Genomic DNA, 24,170 nt, shown 5'->3' with positions numbered 1-24,170 from the left:
ACAGCCAAATTTCACGAAACAGATCGATCAATAATAGGCGCATGCTGCGCCATCAGCTCCACGACCCAATCGATGAACACCCGCAACTTGGCGCTGATATGCCGGTTCGGGGGATAGGCCAGATAAAGCGGCATCGGCTCCAGCTGCCAGTCTTCGAACAGCGGCACCAATTCCCCTTGCGCCTGGTGACGCCGGGACATGTACTCGGGCAGCCAGAGCACGCCCAGCCCCGCCAGCCCGGCCGCGAGGTAGGCGTTGCCGTCGTCGATGGCCAACGCGTAGCGCCCTTTGACGTGAAGCAGTTCACCGTTACGGCGCATGGCGTAGGGCAAGGATTTGCCGGTGCGCGCCCACAGGAAACCGACGGTGCGATGGTGCGAGTCTTCCAGTTCGCGAGGGTGTGCGGGCGGGCCAAACCGTGCCAGGTAACTCGGGGCGGCGAAGACGCCAAGGGCCAGGTCGCCAACGCGTCGGGCGATCAGCGACTGATCCCGCAACTCACCGCCGCGCACCACGCAATCGACGTTTTCATCAAGCATGTCGACGAGGCGATCGCTGACGCCCATGTCAATCTGGATGTCCGGGTATCGCGCGTAGAACGCCGGCAAGGCGGGTATCAGGATCATCGCCGCCAGCGGACTCGGCACGTCCACCCGCAGTCGCCCGCGAGGTAACGCCTGGGCGCCGGACACGCTGGTCTCGGCATCGTCCATGTCGGCCAGCAACCGGATCACCCGCTCGTAATAAGCCGCGCCGTCGGCGGTGACATTGACCTTGCGTGTGGTGCGGTTGAGCAGCTTGACCCGCAACCGTGCCTCGAGCTGCTGCACCAGTTGGGTCACGGTGGTCTTGCTCATGTGCAGGGTTTCTGCCGCCTTGGTAAAGCTGCCCGCCTCCACGACTCGCACGAACGCTTGCATCGCATCAAAACGGTCCATTTCTGCCCCGGCATGGTTCGATTGTTTGGGATTAACAAACAGTGAACACCAAGGTTGCTCGTTTATCGCCCGGATACAAGCCCCTAGAGTGAGTTCATCGTTTGGAACCACTTTTTGAAGGAGGTATTCATGACACAGCGTGATGTGGTTTTTCCGCCTGGACGCCAGGCACTGTATGAGCGCAATCGCTATTCGCCGGCGATTCGTTCCAATGGTTTCCTGTTCGTCTCCGGGCAAGTCGGCAGCACCGCCGACGGTTCGCCAGAGCCCGACCTGGAGGCTCAGGTCCGGCTGGCGTTCAACAACCTGAAGGCGATCCTCGCCGCGGCCGATTGCAGCTTTGACGATGTGGTGGACGTGACAGTGTTCATGGTCGACCCCGAGTCGATCTTCGAACGGGTCTGGAGCGTCGTGCCCGAATTCTGGGGCAACGCGCCGCATCCGACACTGACGGCGGTGGGGGTGACGTGGCTGTATGGTTTTCAGTTCGAGATCAAGGTGATTGCCAGGGTGCCTGAGGCTACCCTGTAGGTCAGCTTGCATGGTGTTGGCTGTGCCGCCGTCATCGCGAGCAGGCTCGCTCCCACAGGGGATGTGGGCAGGCCGAGAAATCGAAGACACCACAACACAACTGTGGGAGCGGGCTTGCTCGCGAAGGCGTCGGACCAGTCAGCATTGAGGTTGACTGACCCACCGCCTTCGCGAGCAAGCCCGCTCCCACAAGAAAATAATGGTGATGATTCGACAGCTAGCCTTTCACCGCCGCTTCAATTGCGGCAATGTCGATCTTGGTCATGGTCATCATCGCTTCGAAGGCCCGCTTGGCCACGGCTTTGTCAGGACTGCCGACCGCTTCAAGCAACACCCGTGGGCTGATCTGCCACGACAAACCCCATTTGTCCTTGCACCAGCCACAGGCGCTTGCCTGGCCGCCGTTGTCGATGATGGCGTTCCACAAACGGTCCGTTTCGGCCTGGTCTTCAGTTGTAATCTGGAATGAAAAGGCCTCGTTGTGCTTGAACACCGGCCCGCCGTTGAGGCCGACGCAAGGAATACCGATCACCGTGAAATCGACGGTGATCACATCGCCCTCCTTGCCCGACGGATAATCACTTGGGGCATGGTAGACAGCGTTCACCGCACTGTCGGGAAAGGTTTTTGCGTAGAACTGCGCAGCTTCCTCGGCGTTGCCGTCGTACCAGAGGCAGATCCTGTTTTTATCGTTCATTCCGCTTCTCCGAAAGGGACTGGACGATAAAGTCTAGCAGTCCCCCCGAAAGTTGCAGATGGCCGGGCCTCAGGTAAACAGATCGACCCCCAACTGGAACGCGACCCACAATGCCAGGCCTGTGGCAAACAGCAGCGCGATATTCTCGAACAGGTTGTTGCGGTACTCCTTGCCCAGCAAGGACTTCTGGTTGGACATGATCAAAAGGCCCAGGGAAATCACTGGCAAGCCGACAATGTTCAGCGCGTTGACGCCGATGGTCAGCGTGACGAAGTCCGGCATGCCCGGCAGCGACCAGATCAGTGGCGTCACCAGAATGAACAACATGAACCATTTGTGCATCGGGTCGCGGTGGAACTCTTTGCCGTAACGCTCCCGGCGCTCGGGGCGCACATGCTGGAAGGCGTCGGTGATGAGCATCGGGAACGCCGTGGTCTTGCCCGAAATGCTGGCGAACAGCGTGGCGAACACACCCACGAAGAATACGTACCAACCGATCGGACCAAAGAATATTTCCAGGGCCTTGCCCAGGTCGCCCAGGGTTTTGACCTCGATGCCGTTGGGTCGCAGGATTTCCGCGCCGACGATCCAGATGGCCAGGTTGATGATGATCCCGACAAACACCGCAAACAGCAGGTCGTTGCGCTGGATACGCTTGTGTTCGGGTCCTACCCAGCCCTTCTGGCGCATCACATACGGATGAACGAAGTTAGCGATGGAACCGGCCACTGCGCCGATCACCGAGACGGCCACCAACAGCGCGCCATGCACGCCTTCATCGGGCGGAATGCTGAAGCCGATAGTGCCTTTGACGATGCCGGCGACATCCGGGCCGGACATCACCGCCAGCGCCAGGAACGCCAGCGTCATGATCGCCAGCAGCCCTTTCATCACGCCTTCGATCATCGAATAGATATTGCGCCCGACGAGCATCCACACCGCCAATACCACCGCCACCGAACACAGCAGCGGGTAGTCAATCTTGAGCAGCATGGCCAGGGCCTCACCGGCCCCCTTGATCATGTAGGCATTCATCAGATGCCCCATGAGCAGCGCATACACCAGCAGGAACCAGGCGAAAAACGGATTGAGCTGGGCATACCCCTGCAGGATGGTCATGCCCTGGTTATTGCAGAGCTGGAAGCGCGCGATGATGTTGACGATCAGGTAGCGCAGCAGCAGAGAGACCGCCAGCACCCACATCATCGCGTAGCCGTAGTTTGCGCCGGCCACGGATGACGTGATGAGGTCGCCAGCACCCAGCCAGGAAAGAACGGCGATGATGCCGGGGCCGAGAAGCTTCAGCAGGCGTACGAAACGGCCTTGCACGGGTGCCGCAGCTTGTTCCTCAGCGGTAGGAATGCTCGTCATGGGTGAATCTCCGTTTATTTTTTTTGTAAGAAACGGCCACAGTCGAACATATTAGATACGACGTCGTACAACCATTATTAATCCGTAATTATGTATAAATATTTCACGGCATTTGCTCCGAAATGCCGCTGTATTAAGCAGCAGATTGCCACTAACCCCTCATCTGCTCGCCGTTATCGATCATCCAGCGCACTATCGCCGCCAACGGCACCCGATGCTGCCGAAGGGCGCACCAACCGAGACGTTGATGGCGATACAGCTCGACATAATGGTTGAGCAGCACGTGGCTACCGTCCTCGGCCAACCGCAGTTCCACCTCACGGCAATGCAATGCATCCGGCTGGAGCAAACGCATTCGCCGATGCAAGACCAACGCCTCGTTACTCATCAGCGGCCCCTCCCTCTTGGCATTGCCGATTGTCCTCCACCACCGACCCCAACTTGCCCTGGGCGACAAGATCGGCACGCCGTTGCGCCGTGGCGTCGCGAAGGGCCGCGTAGTAGTCCGCTTCGGTCTGCAATTGATCGGTGGTTGGCAACGCCTCGGCACGGCCATCGACAAGGCCGCCGACGGTGTTGATCGTGCCCAGGGTCTCGACCGTGCTGCTGTTGTCGCCGAACGGGTCGACGGCAAAACTCAGCACTTTGCCCGTCGCATCCCGCAGGTTGGCGCTGCCCAGCAGTGGCAGTTCCAGGATGGGCCCAGGGGCGAGGTTCCAGACGCCGAAGGTCTGGCCGAAATCGGCCTTGTGGCGCTCGATGCCCAGCTTGCCCGACACGTCGATCAGCCCGACGATGCCCGCCGTGGAGTTGATGACGAAACGGCCCAGTGTGTTGACCGAGCGCTGGGCGTTGCCTTGCAGCAGGTCGTTGATGAACACCTTGGGCTCGCCGAAGTTCGCCACGAAGTTGTGCACGCCGGCCTGGAACATCTCCGGCAGCTTGCGATAACCACGGGCCACCGGTGCCAGTGCGTAGTCATCCACGGTTCGGTTGAAGGCGAAGATGCCACGGTTGACGGGTTCGGCGGGATCGTAAACGGTGTAGGTCGCGCTTTCACACGAGCCTGGTTTTGCGGCTGGCGTGCTGGAGCAACCACTGGCGAGTGCCGCCAATACAACCACGACGGTGGAGCGAACGAACAACGGAACGGGCTGGGTGATCGGCATACGGGGTGATCTCGGCGAGGATTGGGATGCTGCGTAGGCCGGTCAAAAAGCCAAACACCACCCTCTGTGGCGAGGGAGCTTGCTCCCGCTGGGGCGCGAAGCGGCCCTAAAAAGCGGTGAGCGCTTCGCACTCAAGCGGGAGCAAGCTCCCTCGCCACGGGTTCAGCGTTGGCTGGCTGTTCAACTGACCGACATCAAGGCCATCCTGCCGCCGTTTTTTTGCCCGCAGATTTCCATAATATTGCCCGCCGGCAACTTTGTTTCCGGGTTGAAATATATGACGCAGGCCCTGGATTGACCCTAGTATTCCCCCTGTATTCATTACCCTGCGTGCCCACCGTGAGCCATTTACTACTGGTGGACGATGACCTCGAAGTCCTCGCCCTCTTGCGCAAATTCCTCGAACAACATGGCTATAGCGTGGACGTGGCCGCCGACGGCAATGCCCTGTGGCAAGCGGTGGAACGCCAAGTGCCGGACCTGATCATCCTCGACGTCATGTTGCCGGGGGACAACGGCCTGGTGCTGTGCCAACGGCTGCGGGCCGAGCACACGGTCGGCATCATCATGCTCACCGCCATGGGTGAATTGAGCGACCGCGTCGTCGGCCTGGAGCTGGGAGCGGACGATTACCTGACCAAGCCGTTCGACGCCCGGGAATTGTTGGCCCGGGTGCGTGCCGTGCTGCGGCGCACCGGTGAAGCCAGGGCCACGTTGAACGACTCATCCCGGCCAATCCTGGAATTCGAAAACTGGCAGCTGGACGTCACCCGCCGCGAATTGCGCTCACCGGACAAGGTCATGATCCCGCTGTCCAGCGGCGAGTTCGAATTGCTGCTGGTGTTTGCCGAACACCCTCGCCGGGTGCTGACGCGCCAGCAGTTGCTGGACCTGGCCCGTGGCGAAACCTTCGAGGCGTTCGATCGCAGCATCGACGTCCAGGTCAGCCGCCTGCGACGCAAGTTGGAAACCGACATCCCCGGCGCCTCGATGATTCGCACCGTGCGCAACAGCGGCTATCTGTTCAGCCCCCATGTGGTGAAGCGATGAAGCGCTCGCGCCCGGGCATTCATCGACCAAGGGACACGGTGGCGCGGTGGATCGCCCTGACCACCATGATCGCCATGCTGACCCTGCTCGCCCTCAACGAACTGTTCAGCCTGCTGGCCGGTGCCTGGGCGCGCCCTCCCCTGATGGAAACCGGCCTGATGGAAAGGGCCGCCACCATCACCCGCATCATCGACTCCGTCGCCCCCGAACAACGGGCGGCGATTGCCAAGGCCGCGAGCAACCCGGCATTCAACACGCAATGGCTACATCGCCATGAGGAGGCCCGGCTACCGCTGATCGATGACCCAGAATTCAGCTCAGGTTCGGCGCTCCTGCGCCAGCAATTGGGCCGACCGGACGCCAGGATCGAAGCCTACGAACCGGCCGACTGGCCGGCCAACCAAGCGGATGCGCGCTACGCGGTGATCATCGAGCTGGCCGACCATTCCTGGGTGATTTTCTCCGTGCCGTCGCGCAGTTGGGGGCTGGGAGAATGGGCGCGCAACCTGATCATCATCGCGCTGATCCTGCTCTCGACGTTTATCGTCGCGCTGATCGCCACCCGGCACTTGGCCGCACCGCTGGAACGCTTTGCCGAAGGTGCGCGGCGCTTTGGCGTCGACCACCAGGCGCCGCCGATTCCGGTGATCGGCCCCCACGAAATCCGCCAGGCGATCCTCGCGTTCAACGCCATGCAGGCCCAGCTCAAGCACTTCCTGCAGGACCGCACGCAGATGCTCGCGGCCATCTCCCATGACTTGCGCGCACCGTTGACCCGCATGCGCCTGCGCGGGGAGTTCATCGAGGATGCCGAGCAGCAATCGCGCCTGTTCCGGGACGTGGATGAAATGCAGGCGATGGTCAATTCCGCCCTGGAGTTTTTCCGCGACGATGCCCGGCTGGAACATGCCACCGCGTTCGACCTGGCCGAACTGCTGCACACCATCGTCGATGACCTCAAGGACGCCGGCACCGAGGTCGCATTCGAAGGCGCCCAGCGCTTCGTGTACGTCGGCCGGCCCATCGGCATCAAGCGTGCCTTGGTCAACCTGATCGACAACGCGATCAAGTATGGCGGCGAGCCGACGGTTCGGCTCCAAGCCGACGCCCACCGGGTGGACATTCGCATCCTCGACCGTGGGCCGGGCATCGATGCCCAGCACCTTGAGCAGGTCTTCACGCCATTCTTTCGCATCGAAGGCTCGCGCAACAAGCACACCGGCGGCGTCGGGCTGGGCCTGTCGGCGGCCCGGGCGACGGTACTGGAGCATGGCGGGACACTGACCCTGAGGAATCGCAAGGGTGGCGGGTTGGAGGCCAGGGTCTCGCTGCCGCTTGGCTGAAGTGTCCCGATGTATCGATCCGCGCTAAACAATCAGCGCCTTCCTCGGTAGGATGTCGGGCCTTTCCGGCCTGGATCCTGCCTGGGAAGGCGCTCTTGTTTGTATCGCTCGGCGCCAAGTGTTTGTATCGCTCGGCTCCATGTGCCATCGCTCGCGCTCACGACAGACAAGAATCGACGGAGCCAAACCAAGGAATTCACCGATGATTCTTATCATTTATGCGCACCCCTACCCCGACAAATCGCGGGTCAACCAGCAGATGCTCAAGCGGGTATCCAGCAATCCGGACGTGGTCATACGTTCGCTGTATGCGCTTTATCCCAACTTCGATATCGACGTTGAGGCGGAACAACATGCCGTGGAGCAAGCGGAGCTGGTCGTCCTCCAGCACCCGATGTACTGGTACAGCACCCCGCCGCTGCTGAAACTGTGGATCGACAAAGTCTTCACCCACGGCTGGGCCTATGGCAAAGGCGCCACGGCGCTCAAGGACAAGCGGTTGCTGTGGGCCGTGACCACGGGTGGCGAACAGGATCATTTCCAGATCGGCGCCTACCCAGGTTTTGCAGCGTTGGCCCAACCCCTCCACGCCACGGCCATTTATTGCGGCATGCGCTGGCTGGAACCCGTTGCGGTGCATGGTGCGTATGCCGCCGACTCCGAGGCCCAACGCGCCCAAATCGAACATTACGGCGAACGCCTGGCCGCCTGGAAGGAAGATTGAGATGGAGACGCACAGCCTGATTGAAATGCTGATCTACCTGGCCTCGGCGACGCTGATCGTACCGATTGCCGTTCGGTTCGGCCTGGGCCCGGTGCTGGGTTACCTGCTGGCCGGGTGCATCATCGGCCCGTGGGGGCTGAAGCTGATTACCGATGTAAAGGCGATCCTGGAGTTCGCTGAAATCGGCGTGGTGCTGATGCTGTTCATCATCGGCCTTGAGCTCGATCCCAAGCGGCTCTGGGCCCTGCGCCGGATGGTCTTCGGCGGCGGCGCCTTGCAGATGCTGGCCTGCGGCGGCGCGATCGCAACGTTCTGCGCGGCCCTGGGCCTGAACTGGACGGCGGCACTGCTGGTCGGCCTGACCCTGAGCCTGTCCTCCACGGCCATCGCCATGCAGGCCATGAGCGAACGCAACCTGACCGCCACCGCCGTCGGCCGCAGCAGTTTTGCCGTGCTGCTGTTCCAGGACATCGCGGCCATTCCCCTGGTGGCGATGATTCCGTTGTTGTCGGCCCACGGCGACACGCCATCGGGCACCGGATTGTTGCTGTCGATTGGCAAAATCGTCGCCGCCATCGCCATCGTCGTGCTGCTGGGGCGCTACGTGACGCGACCGCTGCTGCGCTTCGCCGCACGCTCAGGCTTGCGCGAGATTTTCAGTGCCGTCGCACTTTTCCTGGTGTTCGGCTTCGGCTTCCTGCTGGAGGAAGCCGGCTTGTCGATGGCCATGGGCGCGTTCCTCGCCGGCGTGCTGCTGGCAAGTTCCGAATACCGCCATGCCCTGGAGAGCGACATCGAGCCGTTCAAGGGCCTGCTGCTGGGGCTGTTTTTCATCGGTGTCGGCATGTCGATCGATTTCGGCACGCTGATCAACGCACCGCTGAAAGTCATCACCCTGACCCTGGGCTTCATCCTGATCAAATTGCTGATGATCAAGACCATCAGCCGCTTCTTGAATGTCCCCGCCGGCCAGCGCTCCTGGCAAGCGGTGTTGCTGGGCCAGGGCAGCGAATTCGCCTTCGTGGTGTTCGGTGCCGCAACACTGGCCGGGATCCTGACCGACCAATGGGGCAAGAGCCTGACCCTGGCGGTGGCGTTGTCCATGTGCCTGACGCCTCTGCTGATCCTGCTGCTGGATCGCTTCGAGTCCGTCACCCAGAAAAACAAGCGCGAATCCGACCTCGTCGACCAGCAGAATCCCCGCGTGATCATTGCCGGCTTCGGCCGCTTCGGGCAGATCGCCGGACGCCTGTTGATGTCCTGTGGCGTCGATGTGGTGGTTCTGGATCACGACCCTGACAACATCGAGACGCTGCGCAAATTCGGCGTGAAAGTCTTTTATGGCGATGCCACGCGCCTCGACTTGCTGCACGCAGCCGGCGCGGCCCAAGCGGTGGTCTTGATCAACGCCATCGACAACCAGGAAGACAACCTGACGCTGACCCGACTGGCCCAGGAGCACTTCCCGGCATTGCAGTTGATCGTGCGGGCGCGGGACATGGGCCACCTCATCATCCTGCGGCAGATGGGCGTGGAGGCGGCCGAGCGGGAGACCTTCGAGAGCGCGCTGTCCTTAGGTCGCAGTGCGCTGGAGCGCATGGGCGTCGGGGCTTACGAAGCGCGTGAGCGAGCGGATCAATTCCGCCGATTGAACCTCAAGATGCTGGAGGAAATCGTCGCCCAGCCGGAAGACGACCTCAAGTTCCGACATGACGCCTACCGCCGCGCCAACGCGCTGCTCACGGAGATGTTCAACGAAGACCGTGCCCACCCCGTGGACAACTGGCCGGAACACCATCGCAACGAAACCGACAAGACGCCGGGCTGACCGACGTCACACACGCCCGAACTTGCGCCGGTATGCCATCGGCGTCAGCCCGGTCAGCGCCTTGAACATGCGCTGCAAGTTGGAGCTGCTGCTGAAACCCAGCTCGGCACCGATGCTGGCCAGGGGCAGCGAGGTCAACGTCAGGCGCTCGCTGACCTGGTTCAACTTGATACGCCGGGCGTAGGCCGCGACAGCCTGCCCCGTTTCACGGCTGACCTTGCGCGCCAAGGTGCGCTCGGACACCGCCAGCGCGCTTGCCAGGGCCTGCACGGTAATCCCCTCGGCCGGCATCTGCTCGATCAATCCATGCAACTGCCGCAGCCATCCGCTGGGTTGCTCGATCAGCGTGCTGCCCTGGAACGCCGCATGGGGAATGGCCGGGCGCGGTAGCACCATGAGCCGGGTAATGTCGCGCAGCACATCACTGCTGACGCTGCGCTCGATGAGTTGTTCGGCGATGGGCAGGTAGCCGTTCACCCCGGACGCGGTCGCCGTGCGCCCGTTGAACACGCAGTTCTGCTCACTTTGCCAAAGGACTTTTCGATACTGCTGCTGCATCGCTTGCGCCAGCCACCAGGTCACCGTCGCGCCCTGCCCGTCCAAGCGGCCGCTGGCGGCTAGCAGGCAGACGCCGGTGCAATAGGACCAGAGCTGCAGTGCTCGGGCTTGCTTCGACAAAGCGCTCAAAAGGGCTGTTTGCTCGGTCAGGACGGCATTCACCTGCTCGGCCGATTCGGCCCAGAAACCGGGAACCAGGACCGCATCCAGCTCGGTGCTGCCCAGGGCCGCGTCCGCGTGCAAGGTCACGCCATGGGCGCACAGCACCGGCCCGGCCTGCAACGCGATGTAGCGTGCCTCGAACAGCGCCCGCCCTCGCCTGCGGTTGGCCGCGTGCAGCAGATCGGCAAAGGCGAACAGGCCGGCGGGCATGCAGCCGGGAAACAGGAGCAGACCGATTCGGAGTTTTTGGGTCATGGCATGAAACGAATCAAAGATGTCAGATCCGGCCATTATGCACACGGGACCGGATCGGCACCATGAAGCGCTCGCTCAATAGGAACGCCTCATGAACATCCAGCAGATCCGTAACGCCACGATCCTTCTTGAATTCGGCCCCTATCGCGTGCTCGTCGACCCGATGCTGGCGGACAAGGGCACGCTCCCACCGCTTCGACTGTTTGGTGCCAACCAGCGCAATCCGCTGGTAGCGCTTCCGGCATCAACAGCGAAGGACCTGGAGACGGTCACGCACTGCCTGATCACCCACTGCCAGAAAGGCCATTTCGATCATCTGGATCGCGCGGCCAAGCGCTGGCTGAGGGAAAGACAGATCCCGGTCATCTGCACACCCCATGACGCCCCGTACCTGGCCAAGCGTGGCTTGAACGTCCAGCCACTTGCCCAGGCACATGATCAACCCAACCCCTTCCTGGGCGGCACCATTCGCTCCGTGAGATGCACCCATGGGCTGGGTTTGGTGGGCAAGTTGATGGAACACGGCGTCGGCTACCTGATCGAGTTGCCCGGCGAACCGAGTGTCTACCTCACCGGCGACACCGTGCTCACCCCCACCGTGCGCGAATTCGTCTTGCGCCACCAGCCGCAGGTCAGCGTGGTGCCGGCAGGCGGGGCACGGTTCGATATCGGCGGCGACATCATCATGGGCATCGACGAGACGCTGGAACTCACCCGTCTGAGCCGTGGGACCGTGGTGGCCAATCACCTGGAAGCGATCAGCCATTGCCCGACGACCCGCAAGGCCTTGGCCGACGCCGCCGCACTGGCCGGTGTCGCAAGCCGGTTGTTGATACCGGAGGATGGCGAGACGCTGGTGTTCCAGGCGGCCTAGATTGCATCCAGCTCGGCGAGCAGTTGCGCAGGAATCGTCAGCTCACTCGCCGAGAGGTTTTCCCGCAGGTGCGCCACGGACGAGGTGCCGGGGATCAACAGGATATTCGGCGCACGTTGCAGCAACCACGCCAGGGCCACGCACAGCGGTGACGCCTGCAAGCGCGCCGCCACGCTGGACAGGGTTTCCGATTGCAGTGGCGTAAACCCACCCAGCGGGAAGAATGGCACGTAGGCGATGCCCTGCCGGCCCAGGTCGGCGATGAGTTGTTCGTCGTCGCGATGGGTCAGGTTGTAGTGGTTCTGCACGCAGACCACCTTCGCAATGCCTTGGGCCTCCCTGACCTGTGCCGCCGTGACGTTGCTCAGGCCCAAGTGGCGGATCAGGCCTTGGCGCTGCAGCTCGGCCAGTGCCGTGAAGGATGCCTCGATGGAGTCTTCGGTGGGCGAATGCAGATCGCCCCACACCCGCAGGTTGACCACGTCCAGGACCTCCACGTCGAGGTTGCGCAGATTATCGTGGACCGCACGGGTCAATTCGGCGGGGCTGTGGGCCGGGTTCCAGGACGCGTCGTTACCGCGCACGGCACCGACCTTGGTGACGATGACCAAGTCCTGGGCGTAAGGGTGCAGCGCTTCACGGATCAACCGGTTGGTGACATGGGGCCCATAGAAATCGGCGGTGTCGACGTGGTTGACCCCACTCGCCAACGCTTCGCGCAGCACGGCGACGGCGGCGGCCGGATCTTTCGGCGGGCCGAAGACCTGGGGCCCCGCCAACTGCATCGCGCCATAGCCCATGCGATTGACCGTGCGCTCGCCCAATAAAAAGTTGCCCGCCTTGTCTGCAATGTTCATCTCGTAGCCCTCGGATCGATGTGAGTGGGCCGACTATAGGCGTTGACCATTCCCGTGATAATCAGGTGCAATCAGCACGGGTTGTACGGTGGAGAGAACAATGGCGACGGATATTCAAGGCTTGCTGGCCTTCGTGGCGGTGGTCAATGCGAAGGGCTTTCGTGAAGGCGCGCGGTTGAGCGGCAAGTCCGCGTCGAGCCTCAGCGATGCCGTACGGCGGATGGAAAGCCGGCTCGGCGTGCGCCTGCTCAACCGCACCACCCGCAGCGTGGTGCCGACCGAGGCCGGCGCCCGGTTGATGGAACGCATCGTGCCGGCCCTGGGCGAAGTCGAGGCGGCGATGGACGTGGTCAACGATTTTCGCGACCGGCCATCGGGCACCCTCAGGCTGAACGTTCCCGTCAGCGCCGCCCGGCTGGTGTTGCCGGCGATTATCACGCCGTTCCTGAAAAGCTACCCCGACATCCGCCTGGAAGTGGTCACCGAAGAGAGTTTCGTCGACATGCTGGCCGCTGGCTGTGACGCGGGGATTCGCTACGACGAACGCCTGGAGCAAGACATGATCGCCATCCCCATCGGCCCACGGTTCCAGCGCTTCGCCACGGCCGCGGCCCCGGCGTACCTCGACGCCCGGGGCCGCCCCGAACATCCACGGGACCTGCTGGGGCACGCCTGCCTGACGGGCAAGTTTCCCAGCGGCGCCCTGCCCTTGTGGGAATACGAACGTGACGGCGAGACCGTGAGCGTCGACCCGAGCGGCCCGTTGATCGTGCGCATCGGCGGCGCCATGGACCTGGCGGTGCAGGCGGCGGTGGATGGGCTGGGCATTGTCCACCTGTTCGAGGACTGGCTACGGCCCCACCTGGACAGCGGCGCCCTCGAACCGTTGCTCGAACCCTGGTGGCAGCGCTTCACCGGGCCGTTCCTCTACTACCCTGGGCGGCGCTACTTGCCTTCGCCGTTGAGGGCGTTTATAGACTTCATCCATGCACAACGCCGTGGGAGCGAGCTTGCTCGCGAAGGCGCCAGCACAGCCAACCTCCCCGCAAGCTGACACACCGCTATCGCGAGCAAGCTCGCTCCCACAGGGGTTCGGCGGTGTAGCTGAAAATCCTGACCCACCACAACTCCATTGTGGGAGCGAGCTTGCTCGCGAAGGCGCCAGCACATTCAGCATTGATGCAAGCTGATCCACCGCTTTCGCGAGCAAGCCCGCTCCCACAGGGGATAGGCGGTGTAGCTGAAAATCCTGACCCACCACAACTCCACTGTGGGAGCGAGCCTGCTCGCGAAGACGCCGACACATTCAGCATTGGTGCAAGCTGATCCACCGCTTTCGCGAGCAGGCTCGCTCCCACAGGGGCTCGGCGGTGTAGCTGAGAATCCTGACCCACCACAACTCCACTGTGGGAGCGAGCTTGCTCGCGATGGCGTCAGTGCATCCACCCCAATTGCCCGCTCGTCTCCCCGCCGCGAGGATTTTCGAACCAAGCATTTCGCCACGGGTTCGGACCTACATGACACCGCTGAAAGCCACGGCAACCACGGTTTGAACGGCGGGTACATCAAGGCTTCTTTGCGTTTCACTGCCGGAGTTTTCGCTATGTGTGACGGTCTGGTTCAACACGTTTCTTCAAAAGATTCCCTGGCGTATTTCGCCCAGCGAGACACCTCCGGCAGCCGTTTCGGTACATCCGTCACGCCCCTGGACCTGTACGAGACAACGCCGCCCAAGGCTCAGGAGCGGCACAGCCTGGTCAAGCCCAATATGCAGGTCAGCGCCATTCGCCGTCGCGGCGGGCACTTGGAATGCATTAAGGTTCGCTGGGGCTGGTCGCCGATCTGGTCGGTGGGAACCATGCCCCCGCTGACGCACCTGCCCTTGCACCTGGTCATGCGTTCCAAGGTCTTCGATCCCATCAAGCATGAAGGCCGCGTACTGGTCGCCGTGGAGGGCTGGTATGAGTCGCAAGCACCCGCCTCGCCGTCACAGGCGCCACGCCTCGCCTACCTGACCACTCGGCAATCGGCGCCGATCTTCCTGGCCGCCTTGGCCCAGGCCAGCGAGACCTCGTTTGGTTGTGACGGCTTGGCCCTGGTGACCTATGGCGACATCGCCAACCAGCAACAACGAGTCCTGGCCTTCAGCGCCGACGACGCTCTCGACTGGCTGGAGCCCGATCTGGGATGGGAACAGGCACAACAACTGGTCGCACGCTTGAACGGCACGCAACCGCCCCTTGAACCGGGGCAAACCATCCAACGTCCGGCCCAGGGCGGCCTTTGATTCCAGGAGATGAAGCCATGTACGTGATCATGGGCGCCACCGGCCACGTTGGATCGGCCACGGCCCGGGCCTTGCTGGCGCCAGGGCATGCCGTGATGGTCATGACCCGCAATGCCAACCACGCCGCTGAATGGCACGCCAGGGGCGCTCAAATCGTCGAAGCCGATGCTGAAAATGTCGAGTCATTGCGTGCCGCCTTTCGGCTCGGGCGCAGGGCTTTCATTCTCAACCCGCCCGCCGCGCCCAGTACCGATACCGACGCGGTGGAACGGCGCACGGTCGCCAACATCCTCGCGGCCCTCGACGGCTCGGGCCTGGAGAAAATCGTCGTGCAATCCACCGCCGGCGCCCAGCCCGGTGAGCGCATCGGCGATCTCAGCGTCTTGTGGGAATTGGAAGAAGGCGTGCGCAATCAGTCGATCCCGGCGGCGATCAATCGCGGGGCTTACTACATGAGTAACTGGGACGGCCTGCTCGAGACCGTCCGCGAGACCGGCAAGCTGCCCACGCTGTTCCCCGCCGACCTGGCGTTTCCCATGGTGGCGCCCCGGGACTTGGGCGAGGTCGCCGCCGCGCGCTTGCTTTCGCCGATTGACGACGTTGGCGTGCGTCATGTGCAAGGGCCTCGCCTGTATTCGCCCAATGATGTGGCACAGGCGTTTTCCCAGGCGCTCGGCCGGCCGGTCGAGGTACAGGTGATACCCAGGGACCAATGGGAAAGCCATTTCCGGAGCCTCGGCTTCAGCCCCGCTGCGGCGCAATCCTATACGCGCATGAGCGCCGTCAGCCTCGACAGCGGCTTCGAGGTGGGCGACGACGCGGCCCTGCACGGCACCACGACGCTGGAGGCCTACATCCAGGCGCTGGTGCAAAACCATGGCCCGGAAACGCACGGCTAAAGGAATGCAGGAACGGCGCGGCAATGGACGGTAAACTGCGGCGGTCCTTTTTCTTTCCTGCATGAGGCTTTGCATGAGCAACCCAGACATCACGTTTATTCCAGATCCGGATGCCGATTCGATTTCCTCCGACGTCGCCGGCTTCGGCGGCCTGCTGGTTTCCACGCAAATCCCCACCCGCGCCGACGGCAGCCTGGAACTGGGCGACATCACGCTGCAGAGCGAATGCACACTGCAAGCCCTCAAGACCGCCTTGGAGGGTGCCGGCAGTTCCATGGACCGGGTGTTGCACCTGACCATCTACCTGACCGACATGGCCGATCGCGCCGCGTTCAACGAGGTCTACAAACGCTTCTTCGCCAAACCCTGGCCGGTTCGCGCCGCCGTGGGCGTGGCATCGTTGGCGGTCGAGGGGATGAAGGTGGAAGTGACGGCGATGGCGGCGAAGGGCTAACGAGCACACCGCTCTGTTGGCCTGAGTCAGCGCTTTTGTGGCGAGGGAGCTTGCTCCCGCTGGGTGGCGAAGCCGCCCCAAAATTTCTGCATTGAGCAAAAAAACGTGGGCCTGCTGCGCAGTCCAGCGGGAGCAAGCTCCCTCGCCACAAGGGTTGTGTTGTTAGTCTTATTTCCGCTCCAAACAAGCCTGCGTTTATTCAGATGTAGGAACGTTCGGGTTCAGGCTACGTCGTCTTGCGCCGTTACCTACAACTACGCCAGAATCCGCCGGCTTGTGCGCCTGGAGGTCGGGCTTTATCGTTTCCCCGTCGCTGATAAATCAGCGATCGGGTTTGGTAGCCCGTCCTCTACATGACGCACGGCTCACTTTTTTGCAGGCGCGTTTCAGCATTTGCATTCAATGGTGGCCATGCGTAGGGCGCCCTCGGGCGCGCCGGTGTTCATGTGGACCGGTCTACCAACCTGCGTATGGCCGCCACCCTTCGTTTGGTAGCGAGGGTGATGGCTCCGTCAAACTTCCACATGAGCCTCAACTATGTTCAAAGTAACGCCCAACCCACCGGACACCGATCCATCCAATTCAAAAGCATTCGACAAAGCCGCCGACCGCATCCTCGATTCCTACCTCAAGCCCAAACCCAGCAAACCCGAGGCCGATCCCGGCCAGCTGTTCACCGTTGCCCCCGGCATCGACACCGAAACCCTGCTCGCCAACCTCAGCGAAAACCTGGCCTCGGCCAATGCCATGGTCAGTGACCTGGCCTTCGACCTGAAAGGCTCAAGACGCCACATTGCCCTGGGTATCCAGCAATTGATCGAACTGAGCGCAATGCTGGCGAACCGTGCGCTGGATAACGTCGAAGCACGCTAGCCAATCCACCCCTTGAAACTGGCCTCTGAGGAACAGCGCCCAGAGGCCAGCGCGAACCCGCTTTTGTGGCGAGGGAGCTTGCTCCCGCTGGACTGCGCAGCAGGCCCAGGTTCATTGTTTCAACACAAATTCTTGGGGCGGCTTCGCCACCCAGCGGGAGCAAGCTCCCTCGCCACAGGGGTTTGCCTGGCAATCGCTTAACAAATCCCCGCCTATACTTCTCTGCCAATCCCCCCGGGGCCTGCACTTCCAACAATAAAAAGCAGAGGTGGAACATGGTCTGGCAACAAGTCTACGATCCCTTCGGTAATGCGGTGCTGTCGACGCTCCTGGCGGCGGTTCCGGTGGTGGTGATGCTGGCGTCCCTGGCGTTCTTTCATGTCAAGGCGCACCTGGCGGCGTTGTACGCCCTGGCCTCGGCCTTGCTGATCGCGATCTTCGCCTTCGGCATGCCCGCCGACATGGCCGGTTCGGCGGCGTTGTATGGCGCGGCCAACGGCCTGCTGCCCATCGGCTGGATTGTCCTCAACATCATTTTCCTGCACCGGCTGACCACCGAAAACGGTTCGTTCAAGGTCCTGCAGGACTCCCTCGCGCGCATCACCGACGACCGGCGCCTGCAACTGCTGCTGATCGCCTTTTGTTTTGGCGCGTTCTTCGAAGGCGCGGCGGGCTTCGGCACGCCGGTGGCGGTGACCGGTGCGATCCTGATCGGGCTGGGGTTTTCTCCCTTGGCCGCCTCGGGCCTGGCACTGATCGCCAACACCGCGCCGGTGGCGTTCGGCGCCCTCGGCACGCCCATCATCACCCTGGCCAAAGTCACCGGGCTGGATGAAATGGAATTGTCGATGATGGTCGGTCGGCAGTTGCCGTTTTTCTCGGTGCTGGTGCCGTTCTGGTTGATCTGGGCCTTCGCCGGGTGGCGCAAGATGCTGGAGGTCTGGCCGGCGATCCTGGTGGCCGGCGTCAGCTTCGCCATCCCGCAGTTCCTGGTGTCCAACTACCACGGGCCGATGCTGGTGGATGTCATCGCCGCGTTGATTTCCATGGCCTGCCTCACCGGTTTCCTCAAGGTCTGGAAGCCAGCCACGGTGCATACGTCCGCGGCGTTGACGGGGCGCCACGATGACTCCAAGATCGACGCGAGCGAGCAGCAGCAACCGGTCACCACCGGCGCTTTCGGCAGCGACAACCGCCCCGCCGTGCTGCGTGCCTGGATGCCCTGGATCATCCTCACGGTATTCGTCTTCGCCTGGGGCACCCAGGGCTTCAAGAATCTGTTCGACACCCGCCCGGCACTGGACCCGCAAACCCAATCGGCCAAGCTCGACCCCCAAGGCAAGCCGATGCGCGAGGCCAACCCGATCTTCTCGCCACTGGTGACCTTCGGCACCATCCACCAGCAGATCGAAAAAGTCCCGCCCGTGGTCCCGCAGCCGAAAACCGAGGAAGCGGTCTACAAGTTCAACTGGTTCACCGCCACGGGCAGCGGCATCTTCCTGGCGGCGATTCTCGGTGGCTTGCTGATGGGCTACTCCATCCCGCAACTGGTGCGCCACTACCTGCGCACGCTGTGGGTGGTGCGCTACTCGCTGATCACCATCGTGGCGATGTTGGCGCTGGGGTTCCTCACGCGTTATTCAGGCCTGGACGCGACCATGGGCCTGGCTTTCGCCGCCACGGGCATTTTCTATCCGATGTTCGGCACCCTGCTGGGCTGGCTCGGCGTGGCGCTGACCGGTTCGGACACGGCGTCCAACGTGTTGTTCGGCGGTTTGCAACGGGTGACGGCGGAACAGTTGGGCATTAGCCCGGTGCTGATGGCCGCGGCCAACAGTTCTGGTGGGGTGATGGGCAAAATGGTCGACGCCCAGTCGATCGTGGTCGCCTCCACCGCGACACGTTGGTACGGCCACGAAGGCGAAATCCTGCGCTACGTGTTTTTCCACTCGGTGGTCTTGGCGATCCTGGTGGGCGGGCTGGTGACGTTGCAGGCGTATGTCGAGCCGTTCACGCATATGGTGGTGGGCGGACGCTGACAGAGGATCGGGCATGATCGGGCTGTTGTGGCGAGGGAGCTTGCTCCCGCTCGGTTGCGCAGCGACCGCAAAAAACGGGGCCGCTGCGCGCCCCAGCGGGAGCAAGCTCCCTCGCCACGGGTAAGCACGCTTACCTTTAACGCTTGGTGTTACTGAACGCTTTTCAGCTTGACCACATCACCGGACACCGAGGTGGTGTAGCCGGTCAGGACCCAGGCCCAGAACCAGTTTTCCTGGACTTGGGTGTTGATCATGGCGTCGCCGCCCTTGGCCTTGATCGCGGCGTTCTGGGCGCGCACGAAACGGTTGTTCTGCTGGATCGGGATCAGACCGAACAGCAGCAGGCCGGTGGCCTTGGCTTCACTGTGGCCGACAACGGTGTATTGGGTGCTGTCGTATTGCTGGGTTTTCATCGGGGTGCCGGTGCAACCCGCCAGGGCCAGGCCGAACAGTGCGCACGCAACAACTTTGCTGAGGTGATTCATTTGACGCTCCATGGGAAGACGCCCGGGATCCGTCTCTCGGGCGGCGCGTACTCTAACCGATCAGTAATAAATTGACACACCATAATCCGCCCAATTCAGTGCCCGTAAGGCTCATCGCAGAGCCATCCGTCAGGTGCGCCTCCAGCGAAACAGACCCTCGTCGATAACATGAAAACTACGCCACGGAAGGCCGTTCTTTGTCTTGACGGCCGCCAGGTAACGGCCGCTCCCGTTGGAGGTTTTCATATGATTGACGTGACTGTCTGGAGCGTAACCCTGCCGGTGCAAACGCCGGCGCAGGTCGTGGCGACCAAAGCCATGCCGACCTTGAAGAACAAGTATTTCGACAATAACGGCCAGAGGATCATCTTCTGGGCGCCCGTGACCGGCTCCCATACCGGTAACAGCCAATACCCGCGTTCCGAACTGCGGGAAACCAGCCGGGACGGGAAACACCTCAACTGGCGCTACAACAGCGGCATCAACACCCTCAAGGGCGAGCTGTCGGTGAACCAGGTGCCTTCCGAAGGCCGTGTGGTGGTGGCGCAGATTCACGCCAAGGATGCGCCGACGCCCTTGTTGAAACTGGTGTACCGCTACGAAAAGGGCATCGGCAATATCGACGTGGAATACCGGTTCAAGCCCAAGGACAAGAAAAGCCCGGTGATCTACACCGTGCCCAAGGTGCCGTTGAACAAATCCTTCTCGTATACGTTGCAAATGGACAAGCAAGGCCAGCTCTCGGTGCTGATCGGCAAGAGCGGTAAACAGGTGAAGTTGGACAAGTCCTGGCAAGGCTACAACTTCTATTTCAAGGCCGGCGTCTACACCTTGGATAACAAGGGCTATTCCAATGAAGGCGGGAAAGTGACCTACACCAAACTGAGCGCCAGTCACAAATGACTGGCGCCCAGCCCTGCTTCAGGCCTTTGATGGCGCAGCGATTGCCTGCTGGCCACGGAAGGTAAACACAAAGCCGACCAACACCAGCAGCGCAAAACCGGCCGGGAACAGCCAGATGCTCTGCCAGTCATGCCCACCGGCCACGACAAAGTGATCGGTCACCTGCCCCGCCACCCAGAAACCGATCAGCATCCCCACACCATAAGTCGCCAAGGTAATCAGGCCCTGGGCCGAGCTGCGGAAGCGCTCCGGTGCCTTGGCGTCGGTGTAGATCTGCCCCGAGACAAAAAAGAAGTCGTAGCAGATGCCGTGCAGGGCAATGCCGGTGAACAGCATGAACGCCAGGTCGCCGTTATTGCCGTAGGCAAACAATACGTAGCGCAACGCCCACGCCAGCATGCCCACCAGCAGCGCCAGCTTGATGCCGAAGCGCTGGATGAACAGCGGCAACAGCAGCATGAACAACACTTCCGAGACCTGCCCGATGGCCATCTTCGCCGTGGGGTTGGTCATGCCGGTTTCGGCCAGGAACGGGTTGGCATTCTGGTAATAGAACGCCAAGGGAATGCAGATCAGGATCGAGGCGATGAAAAACACCAGGTAACTGCGATCCTTCAACAGCCCCAACGCATCCAGCCCCAGCAGTTGCTTGACGCCGCCAGCGCTGGCCTGTTCCTTGAGCGGTGCCGTGGCCGGCAGCGTGAAGCTGTAGAGCCCGAGGACCAGGGATGCGATGGCGGCCATCAGGAACGTATTGCGCAAGCCGCCAGCCGCGATCGCATCGCGCGAATCCCAGGCGAACACGAAGCTGATTACCACGCCGGCGACGATCCAGCCAATGGTGCCCCACACCCGGATGCGAGAGAACTCCAGCGCCGGGTCGCGCATCTGCCGGAACGCCACGGAATTGACCAGGGCCAGCGTTGGCATGTAGACCACCATGTACACCAGCACATACGGGTAGAACACGCTGAAATCCGCCGCCGAATACAGCTGATACAGCAACACCGCGCCGAGCAGGTGCAGCACCGCCAGGATCCGTTCGGCGTTGAAGAAGCGGTCGGCGATCAGGCCAATGACGAACGGCGCAATGATCGCCCCCCACGATTGCGTGGAGAAGGCCATGCCGATCTGCCCACCGCTGGCGCCCAGGGTGCTGGAGAGAAAGGTGCCGAGGGTGACGAACCAGCCGCCCCAGATAAAGAATTGCAGGAACATCATCACGCTCAGGCGTGCATTCATCGTGGTCATGACAGTCACCGTTTTATTGTTTTTCTTGTGAAAATGAAAAGCTTGCACAGCGCTTGTGGCTTGCTTTTTATGGCCTGCTTTTGTGGCGAGGGAGCTTGCTCCCGCTCGGCTGCGAAGCAGTCGTAAAACCTCCTGACGCGGTGTTCCTGGAAAACCGCGCCAGCCTGTTTGGGGCCGCTTCGCAGCCCAGCGGGAGCAAGCTCCCTCGCCACGGGGGGTTTGCTTTGGGCGGCTATCTAAGCAAACCCAACAACCGCCGATTGGAGTCCTCATCCGCCGTGACGCTGGCGAAATCGTCGAACGCCTTGCCGGTCTTGCTGATCATGTGCCGCTGGATGAACGCCGCCCCTTCAGCAGCCCCCTGTTGCGAATCCTTCAGGCAACATTCCCATTCCAGGACCGCCCAACCGCTGAAATCGTATTGGGTCAGCTTGCTGAAGATCGATTTGAAATCGATCTGGCCGTCACCCAATGAACGGAACCGCCCGGGGCGATCGACCCAGCCCTGGTAACCGCCGTACACGCCGGAACGGGCATCGGGGCGGAACTCGGCGTCCTTGACGTGAAACATGCGGATGCGTTCGTGGTAGCGATCGATGAAGCCCAGGTAGTCCATCTGTTGCAACAGCAGATGGCTGGGGTCGTAGAGAATCGCCGCCCGTGGGTGATGATCCACCGCCTCCAGGAAGCGCTCGAACGAGGCCCCGTCGTGGAGGTCTTCGCCGGGGTGGATTTCGTAGCACAGGTCCACCCCCGCCGCGTCGAAGCAATCGAGAATCGGCAACCAGCGCCGGGCCAGTTCGGCAAAGCCCTGCTCCACCAAACCCGCCGGGCGTTGCGGCCACGGATAGACATAGGGCCACAACAGCGCACCGGAAAACGTCGCATGGGCCTTCAGGCCGAGACGCTGGCTGGCGCGGGCGGCCAGCTTGAGTTGCTCGATTGCCCACTCGGTCCGCGCTTGGGGCTGGCCACGCACATGGGCCGGGGCGAAGTCATCGAACAGCGCGTCGAACGCCGGGTGCACCGCCACCAATTGGCCTTGCAGGTGCGTCGATAACTCGCTGATCGCCACACCGGCCTGGGCACAGGTGGTCCTGAGTTCATCGCAATAGTCCTGGCACTCGGCGGCCCGGGCCAGGTCGATGTATTGCGTGCCCGAGGTCGGCACTTGAATGGCTTTGTAGCCTTGCGAAGCGGCCCACTGGGCAATGTTGGCCAGGGTGTCGAACGGGGCCTCGGCGGACATGAACTGCGCCAGGAAAATGCCTGGGCCGCGCAAGCCGCTCGGTGTTGGGTCGGGGGTATTCACAACAAGGATGCTCCAGTTTGCACGGTGGTCCATTTCGCCTCGCCGCGGTGGTTGAGGATCGCGGCCTCGATGAACGCCATGCCCCGCAAACCGGTCTCGATGCCGGGTACGCCTGGGGCGTCAGGGCCTTCGGCATGGCTGCGAATGGCCTGGGCGAAATCGCCATAGAGGTTGGCCATGGCTTCCAGGTAACCCTCGGGATGCCCGGCCGGCAGACGCATGCGACGTTGAGCCGCCTCGCACAGCCACGGCTGGCCGACACCGCTGCGCAGGATGCGCAAGGGTTGGTCGAAGGCGCGATGGATCAGGCTCGCCGGTTCTTCCTGGCGCCACTCCAAGGCGCCCTTGTCGCCGTAGACGCGAATCTTCAGCGGGTTCTCTTCGCCGGTGCAGACTTGGCTGGCGATCAACACACCGCTGGCACCGCCCGCCATCTTGAACAGCATCGCCGCGTCGTCGTCCAACTGCCGGCCCGGAACGTGCGTGCCCAACGCCACGCACAGCTGCTGGATGGGTTGGTCGGCGACGAACTCGGCCAGGGAAAACGCATGGGTGCCGATGTCACCGATGCACCCGCCCAGGCCGGACTGCGAGGGGTCGTCACGCCACTCAGCCTGTTTGTTGCCCTGGGCGGCGACATCCTGGCTGAGCCAGCCTTGGGGATATTCGACCAGCACTTTGCGCACCGCGCCGATCACACCCGAACGCACCATGTCCCGGGCCTGCCACACCATGGGGTAGCCCAGGTAGGTGTGGGCCAGGCCGTAGAGGCAACGGCTGCCTTGCAGCACTTGCTTGAGGGCGAGCAACTCCTTGAGGTCCAGGGCGGCGGGCTTCTCGCTGAACACATGAAAACCGGCTTTCAAGGCCTGGCTGGCAATGGGTGCGTGAAGGTGATTGGGCGTGACGATCACCAGCAGTTCCATGCGCTGGTCAAGCGGCAGCAGCGCTTCGGTGTCGAGCATCTGCTGCCAGTCGTGGTAGCAACGCGACGCCGTCAGGCCCAGGGCCGCGCCGGTTTGCCGGGTGTTGTGAGGGTCGCGGCTAAACGCGCCGCACACCAGCTCGAAACCGCCATCCAGGCCCGCCGCCTGACGATGGGCCTGGCCGATGAACGCGCCCTCTCCACCGCCGACGAAGCCCATTCTTATTTTCGGTGCTACAGGATTCATCGCGATTCTCTTCCTGTCAGGATGATGATGTAACCGGTTACATCATGGCGGAAATCTAGGCTCAGTTTCCCTCCGTGTCAAACCCAACGGGTTCACACCTGAACATTTGTCAGGCGCCCAACCTGCGGTAAGCTCCCC

General features: G+C 62.3%; 25 protein-coding genes. 14 read left to right on the top strand and 11 right to left on the bottom strand.

All coding sequences use genetic code 11. From position 1 onward, the window contains the following. Window positions 1-11: 11 nt before the first annotated feature. Window positions 12-938: a LysR substrate-binding domain-containing protein gene (locus tag ACLH0I_RS11800; RefSeq protein ID WP_411387145.1), complete on the bottom strand. Its 927-nt coding sequence runs from the start codon at window positions 936-938 to the stop codon at window positions 12-14. A 129-nt stretch (window positions 939-1,067) separates the two neighbouring features. Between ACLH0I_RS11800 and ACLH0I_RS11795 the strand changes: the two genes are divergently transcribed. After that, window positions 1,068-1,469: a RidA family protein gene (locus tag ACLH0I_RS11795; RefSeq protein WP_207961599.1), complete on the top strand. Its 402-nt coding sequence runs from the start codon at window positions 1,068-1,070 to the stop codon at window positions 1,467-1,469. 217 nt (window positions 1,470-1,686) lie between these two features. Here ACLH0I_RS11795 and ACLH0I_RS11790 read toward each other — a convergent pair whose 3' ends face one another. The 4 genes from ACLH0I_RS11790 to ACLH0I_RS11775 form a co-directional block, all read right to left on the bottom strand. Then, a complete protein-coding gene (locus tag ACLH0I_RS11790) occupies window positions 1,687-2,166 on the bottom strand; it encodes a VOC family protein (protein ID WP_411387144.1) in 480 nt (159 codons plus the stop codon). Window positions 2,167-2,235: 69 nt separating this feature from the next. After that, window positions 2,236-3,537: an Nramp family divalent metal transporter gene (locus ACLH0I_RS11785; RefSeq protein ID WP_411387143.1), complete on the bottom strand. Its 1,302-nt coding sequence runs from the start codon at window positions 3,535-3,537 to the stop codon at window positions 2,236-2,238. Window positions 3,538-3,688: 151 nt separating this feature from the next. Next, window positions 3,689-3,925: a hypothetical protein gene (locus tag ACLH0I_RS11780; RefSeq protein WP_186710719.1), complete on the bottom strand. Its 237-nt coding sequence runs from the start codon at window positions 3,923-3,925 to the stop codon at window positions 3,689-3,691. Further along, the gene (locus tag ACLH0I_RS11775) at window positions 3,918-4,706 is read right to left on the bottom strand and encodes a VacJ family lipoprotein (RefSeq protein WP_411387142.1); all 789 of its coding nucleotides are present in this window, start codon (window positions 4,704-4,706) and stop codon (window positions 3,918-3,920) included. The genes ACLH0I_RS11780 and ACLH0I_RS11775 overlap by 8 nt, the downstream gene beginning before the upstream one ends. Window positions 4,707-4,785: 79 nt before the next feature. On the opposite strand from ACLH0I_RS11775, the gene ACLH0I_RS11770 reads away from it, so the two are divergent. The 5 genes from ACLH0I_RS11770 (at window position 4,786) to kefC (ending at window position 9,651) form a co-directional block, all read left to right on the top strand. Continuing rightward, window positions 4,786-5,004, top strand: a complete 219-nt coding sequence (locus ACLH0I_RS11770; protein ID WP_411387141.1) for a hypothetical protein — start codon at window positions 4,786-4,788, stop codon at window positions 5,002-5,004. A gap of 41 nt (window positions 5,005-5,045) precedes the next feature. Next, window positions 5,046-5,756: a response regulator gene (locus tag ACLH0I_RS11765; protein ID WP_186729669.1), complete on the top strand. Its 711-nt coding sequence runs from the start codon at window positions 5,046-5,048 to the stop codon at window positions 5,754-5,756. Beyond that, on the top strand, window positions 5,753-7,099 hold the full coding sequence (locus ACLH0I_RS11760) for an ATP-binding protein (RefSeq protein ID WP_411387140.1): 1,347 nt from the start codon (window positions 5,753-5,755) through the stop codon (window positions 7,097-7,099). The genes ACLH0I_RS11765 and ACLH0I_RS11760 overlap by 4 nt, the downstream gene beginning before the upstream one ends. Before the next feature lie 202 nt (window positions 7,100-7,301). Next, on the top strand, window positions 7,302-7,823 hold the full coding sequence (kefF, locus tag ACLH0I_RS11755) for a glutathione-regulated potassium-efflux system oxidoreductase KefF (RefSeq protein ID WP_411387139.1): 522 nt from the start codon (window positions 7,302-7,304) through the stop codon (window positions 7,821-7,823). Window position 7,824: 1 nt separating this feature from the next. After that, window positions 7,825-9,651, top strand: a complete 1,827-nt coding sequence (gene kefC, locus ACLH0I_RS11750) for a glutathione-regulated potassium-efflux system protein KefC (protein WP_411387138.1) — start codon at window positions 7,825-7,827, stop codon at window positions 9,649-9,651. Window positions 9,652-9,657: 6 nt separating this feature from the next. Here kefC and ACLH0I_RS11745 read toward each other — a convergent pair whose 3' ends face one another. Next, window positions 9,658-10,626: a GlxA family transcriptional regulator gene (locus tag ACLH0I_RS11745; protein ID WP_411387137.1), complete on the bottom strand. Its 969-nt coding sequence runs from the start codon at window positions 10,624-10,626 to the stop codon at window positions 9,658-9,660. Between the two features lie 91 nt (window positions 10,627-10,717). Between ACLH0I_RS11745 and ACLH0I_RS11740 the strand changes: the two genes are divergently transcribed. Then, a complete protein-coding gene (locus tag ACLH0I_RS11740; protein WP_411387136.1) occupies window positions 10,718-11,500 on the top strand; it encodes an MBL fold metallo-hydrolase in 783 nt (260 codons plus the stop codon). On the opposite strand, the gene ACLH0I_RS11735 is transcribed toward ACLH0I_RS11740, so the two are convergent. Continuing rightward, window positions 11,497-12,357, bottom strand: a complete 861-nt coding sequence (locus ACLH0I_RS11735) for an aldo/keto reductase family oxidoreductase (RefSeq protein ID WP_411387135.1) — start codon at window positions 12,355-12,357, stop codon at window positions 11,497-11,499. The two genes, ACLH0I_RS11740 and ACLH0I_RS11735, sit on opposite strands and share 4 nt — an antisense overlap. A gap of 100 nt (window positions 12,358-12,457) precedes the next feature. Here ACLH0I_RS11735 and ACLH0I_RS11730 point away from each other — a divergent pair, with 100 nt between their 5' ends. From ACLH0I_RS11730 to ACLH0I_RS11705, 6 genes are all read left to right on the top strand, one after another. Next, window positions 12,458-13,411 (top strand): LysR family transcriptional regulator, encoded by a 954-nt coding sequence (locus ACLH0I_RS11730; RefSeq protein WP_411387134.1) that lies wholly within the window; start codon window positions 12,458-12,460, stop codon window positions 13,409-13,411. A gap of 549 nt (window positions 13,412-13,960) precedes the next feature. Further along, window positions 13,961-14,644 carry an SOS response-associated peptidase family protein gene (locus ACLH0I_RS11725; protein ID WP_411387133.1) on the top strand — a complete coding sequence of 228 codons (684 nt, stop codon included), beginning with the start codon at window positions 13,961-13,963 and terminating at the stop codon, window positions 14,642-14,644. Between the two features lie 17 nt (window positions 14,645-14,661). Continuing rightward, entirely contained in the window at window positions 14,662-15,543 is an 882-nt protein-coding gene (locus ACLH0I_RS11720) for an NmrA family NAD(P)-binding protein (RefSeq protein ID WP_411387132.1), read from the top strand. A gap of 73 nt (window positions 15,544-15,616) precedes the next feature. Beyond that, entirely contained in the window at window positions 15,617-15,997 is a 381-nt protein-coding gene (locus ACLH0I_RS11715) for a RidA family protein (RefSeq protein WP_186729661.1), read from the top strand. Window positions 15,998-16,534: 537 nt separating this feature from the next. Further along, window positions 16,535-16,870 (top strand): DUF6124 family protein, encoded by a 336-nt coding sequence (locus ACLH0I_RS11710; protein WP_250964480.1) that lies wholly within the window; start codon window positions 16,535-16,537, stop codon window positions 16,868-16,870. A gap of 275 nt (window positions 16,871-17,145) precedes the next feature. After that, window positions 17,146-18,909, top strand: coding sequence for an L-lactate permease (locus tag ACLH0I_RS11705; RefSeq protein ID WP_411387131.1), 1,764 nt, complete (start codon window positions 17,146-17,148; stop codon window positions 18,907-18,909). 149 nt (window positions 18,910-19,058) lie between these two features. On the opposite strand, the gene ACLH0I_RS11700 is transcribed toward ACLH0I_RS11705, so the two are convergent. Then, window positions 19,059-19,394 (bottom strand): hypothetical protein, encoded by a 336-nt coding sequence (locus ACLH0I_RS11700; protein ID WP_411387130.1) that lies wholly within the window; start codon window positions 19,392-19,394, stop codon window positions 19,059-19,061. A 246-nt stretch (window positions 19,395-19,640) separates the two neighbouring features. Here ACLH0I_RS11700 and ACLH0I_RS11695 point away from each other — a divergent pair, with 246 nt between their 5' ends. Next, the gene (locus ACLH0I_RS11695) at window positions 19,641-20,297 is read left to right on the top strand and encodes a polysaccharide lyase family 7 protein (protein ID WP_411387129.1); all 657 of its coding nucleotides are present in this window, start codon (window positions 19,641-19,643) and stop codon (window positions 20,295-20,297) included. A gap of 18 nt (window positions 20,298-20,315) precedes the next feature. On the opposite strand, the gene ACLH0I_RS11690 is transcribed toward ACLH0I_RS11695, so the two are convergent. The 3 genes from ACLH0I_RS11690 to ACLH0I_RS11680 form a co-directional block, all read right to left on the bottom strand. After that, on the bottom strand, window positions 20,316-21,548 hold the full coding sequence (locus tag ACLH0I_RS11690) for a nucleoside permease (RefSeq protein WP_250962964.1): 1,233 nt from the start codon (window positions 21,546-21,548) through the stop codon (window positions 20,316-20,318). A 232-nt stretch (window positions 21,549-21,780) separates the two neighbouring features. Beyond that, a complete protein-coding gene (locus tag ACLH0I_RS11685) occupies window positions 21,781-22,893 on the bottom strand; it encodes a sugar phosphate isomerase/epimerase family protein (protein ID WP_411387128.1) in 1,113 nt (370 codons plus the stop codon). Beyond that, window positions 22,857-24,032: a Gfo/Idh/MocA family protein gene (locus ACLH0I_RS11680; RefSeq protein WP_411387127.1), complete on the bottom strand. Its 1,176-nt coding sequence runs from the start codon at window positions 24,030-24,032 to the stop codon at window positions 22,857-22,859. The genes ACLH0I_RS11685 and ACLH0I_RS11680 overlap by 37 nt, the downstream gene beginning before the upstream one ends. Between the last annotated feature and the right edge of the window lie 138 nt (window positions 24,033-24,170).

It is taken from the genome of Pseudomonas sp. MPB03 (assembly GCF_046605385.1).
GTDB classification, from domain to species: Bacteria; Pseudomonadota; Gammaproteobacteria; order Pseudomonadales; family Pseudomonadaceae; genus Aquipseudomonas; species Aquipseudomonas zanjanensis.
The sequence above is the reverse complement of the archived record's forward strand: the minus strand, read 5'-3'. Positions and strand labels throughout refer to the sequence as shown.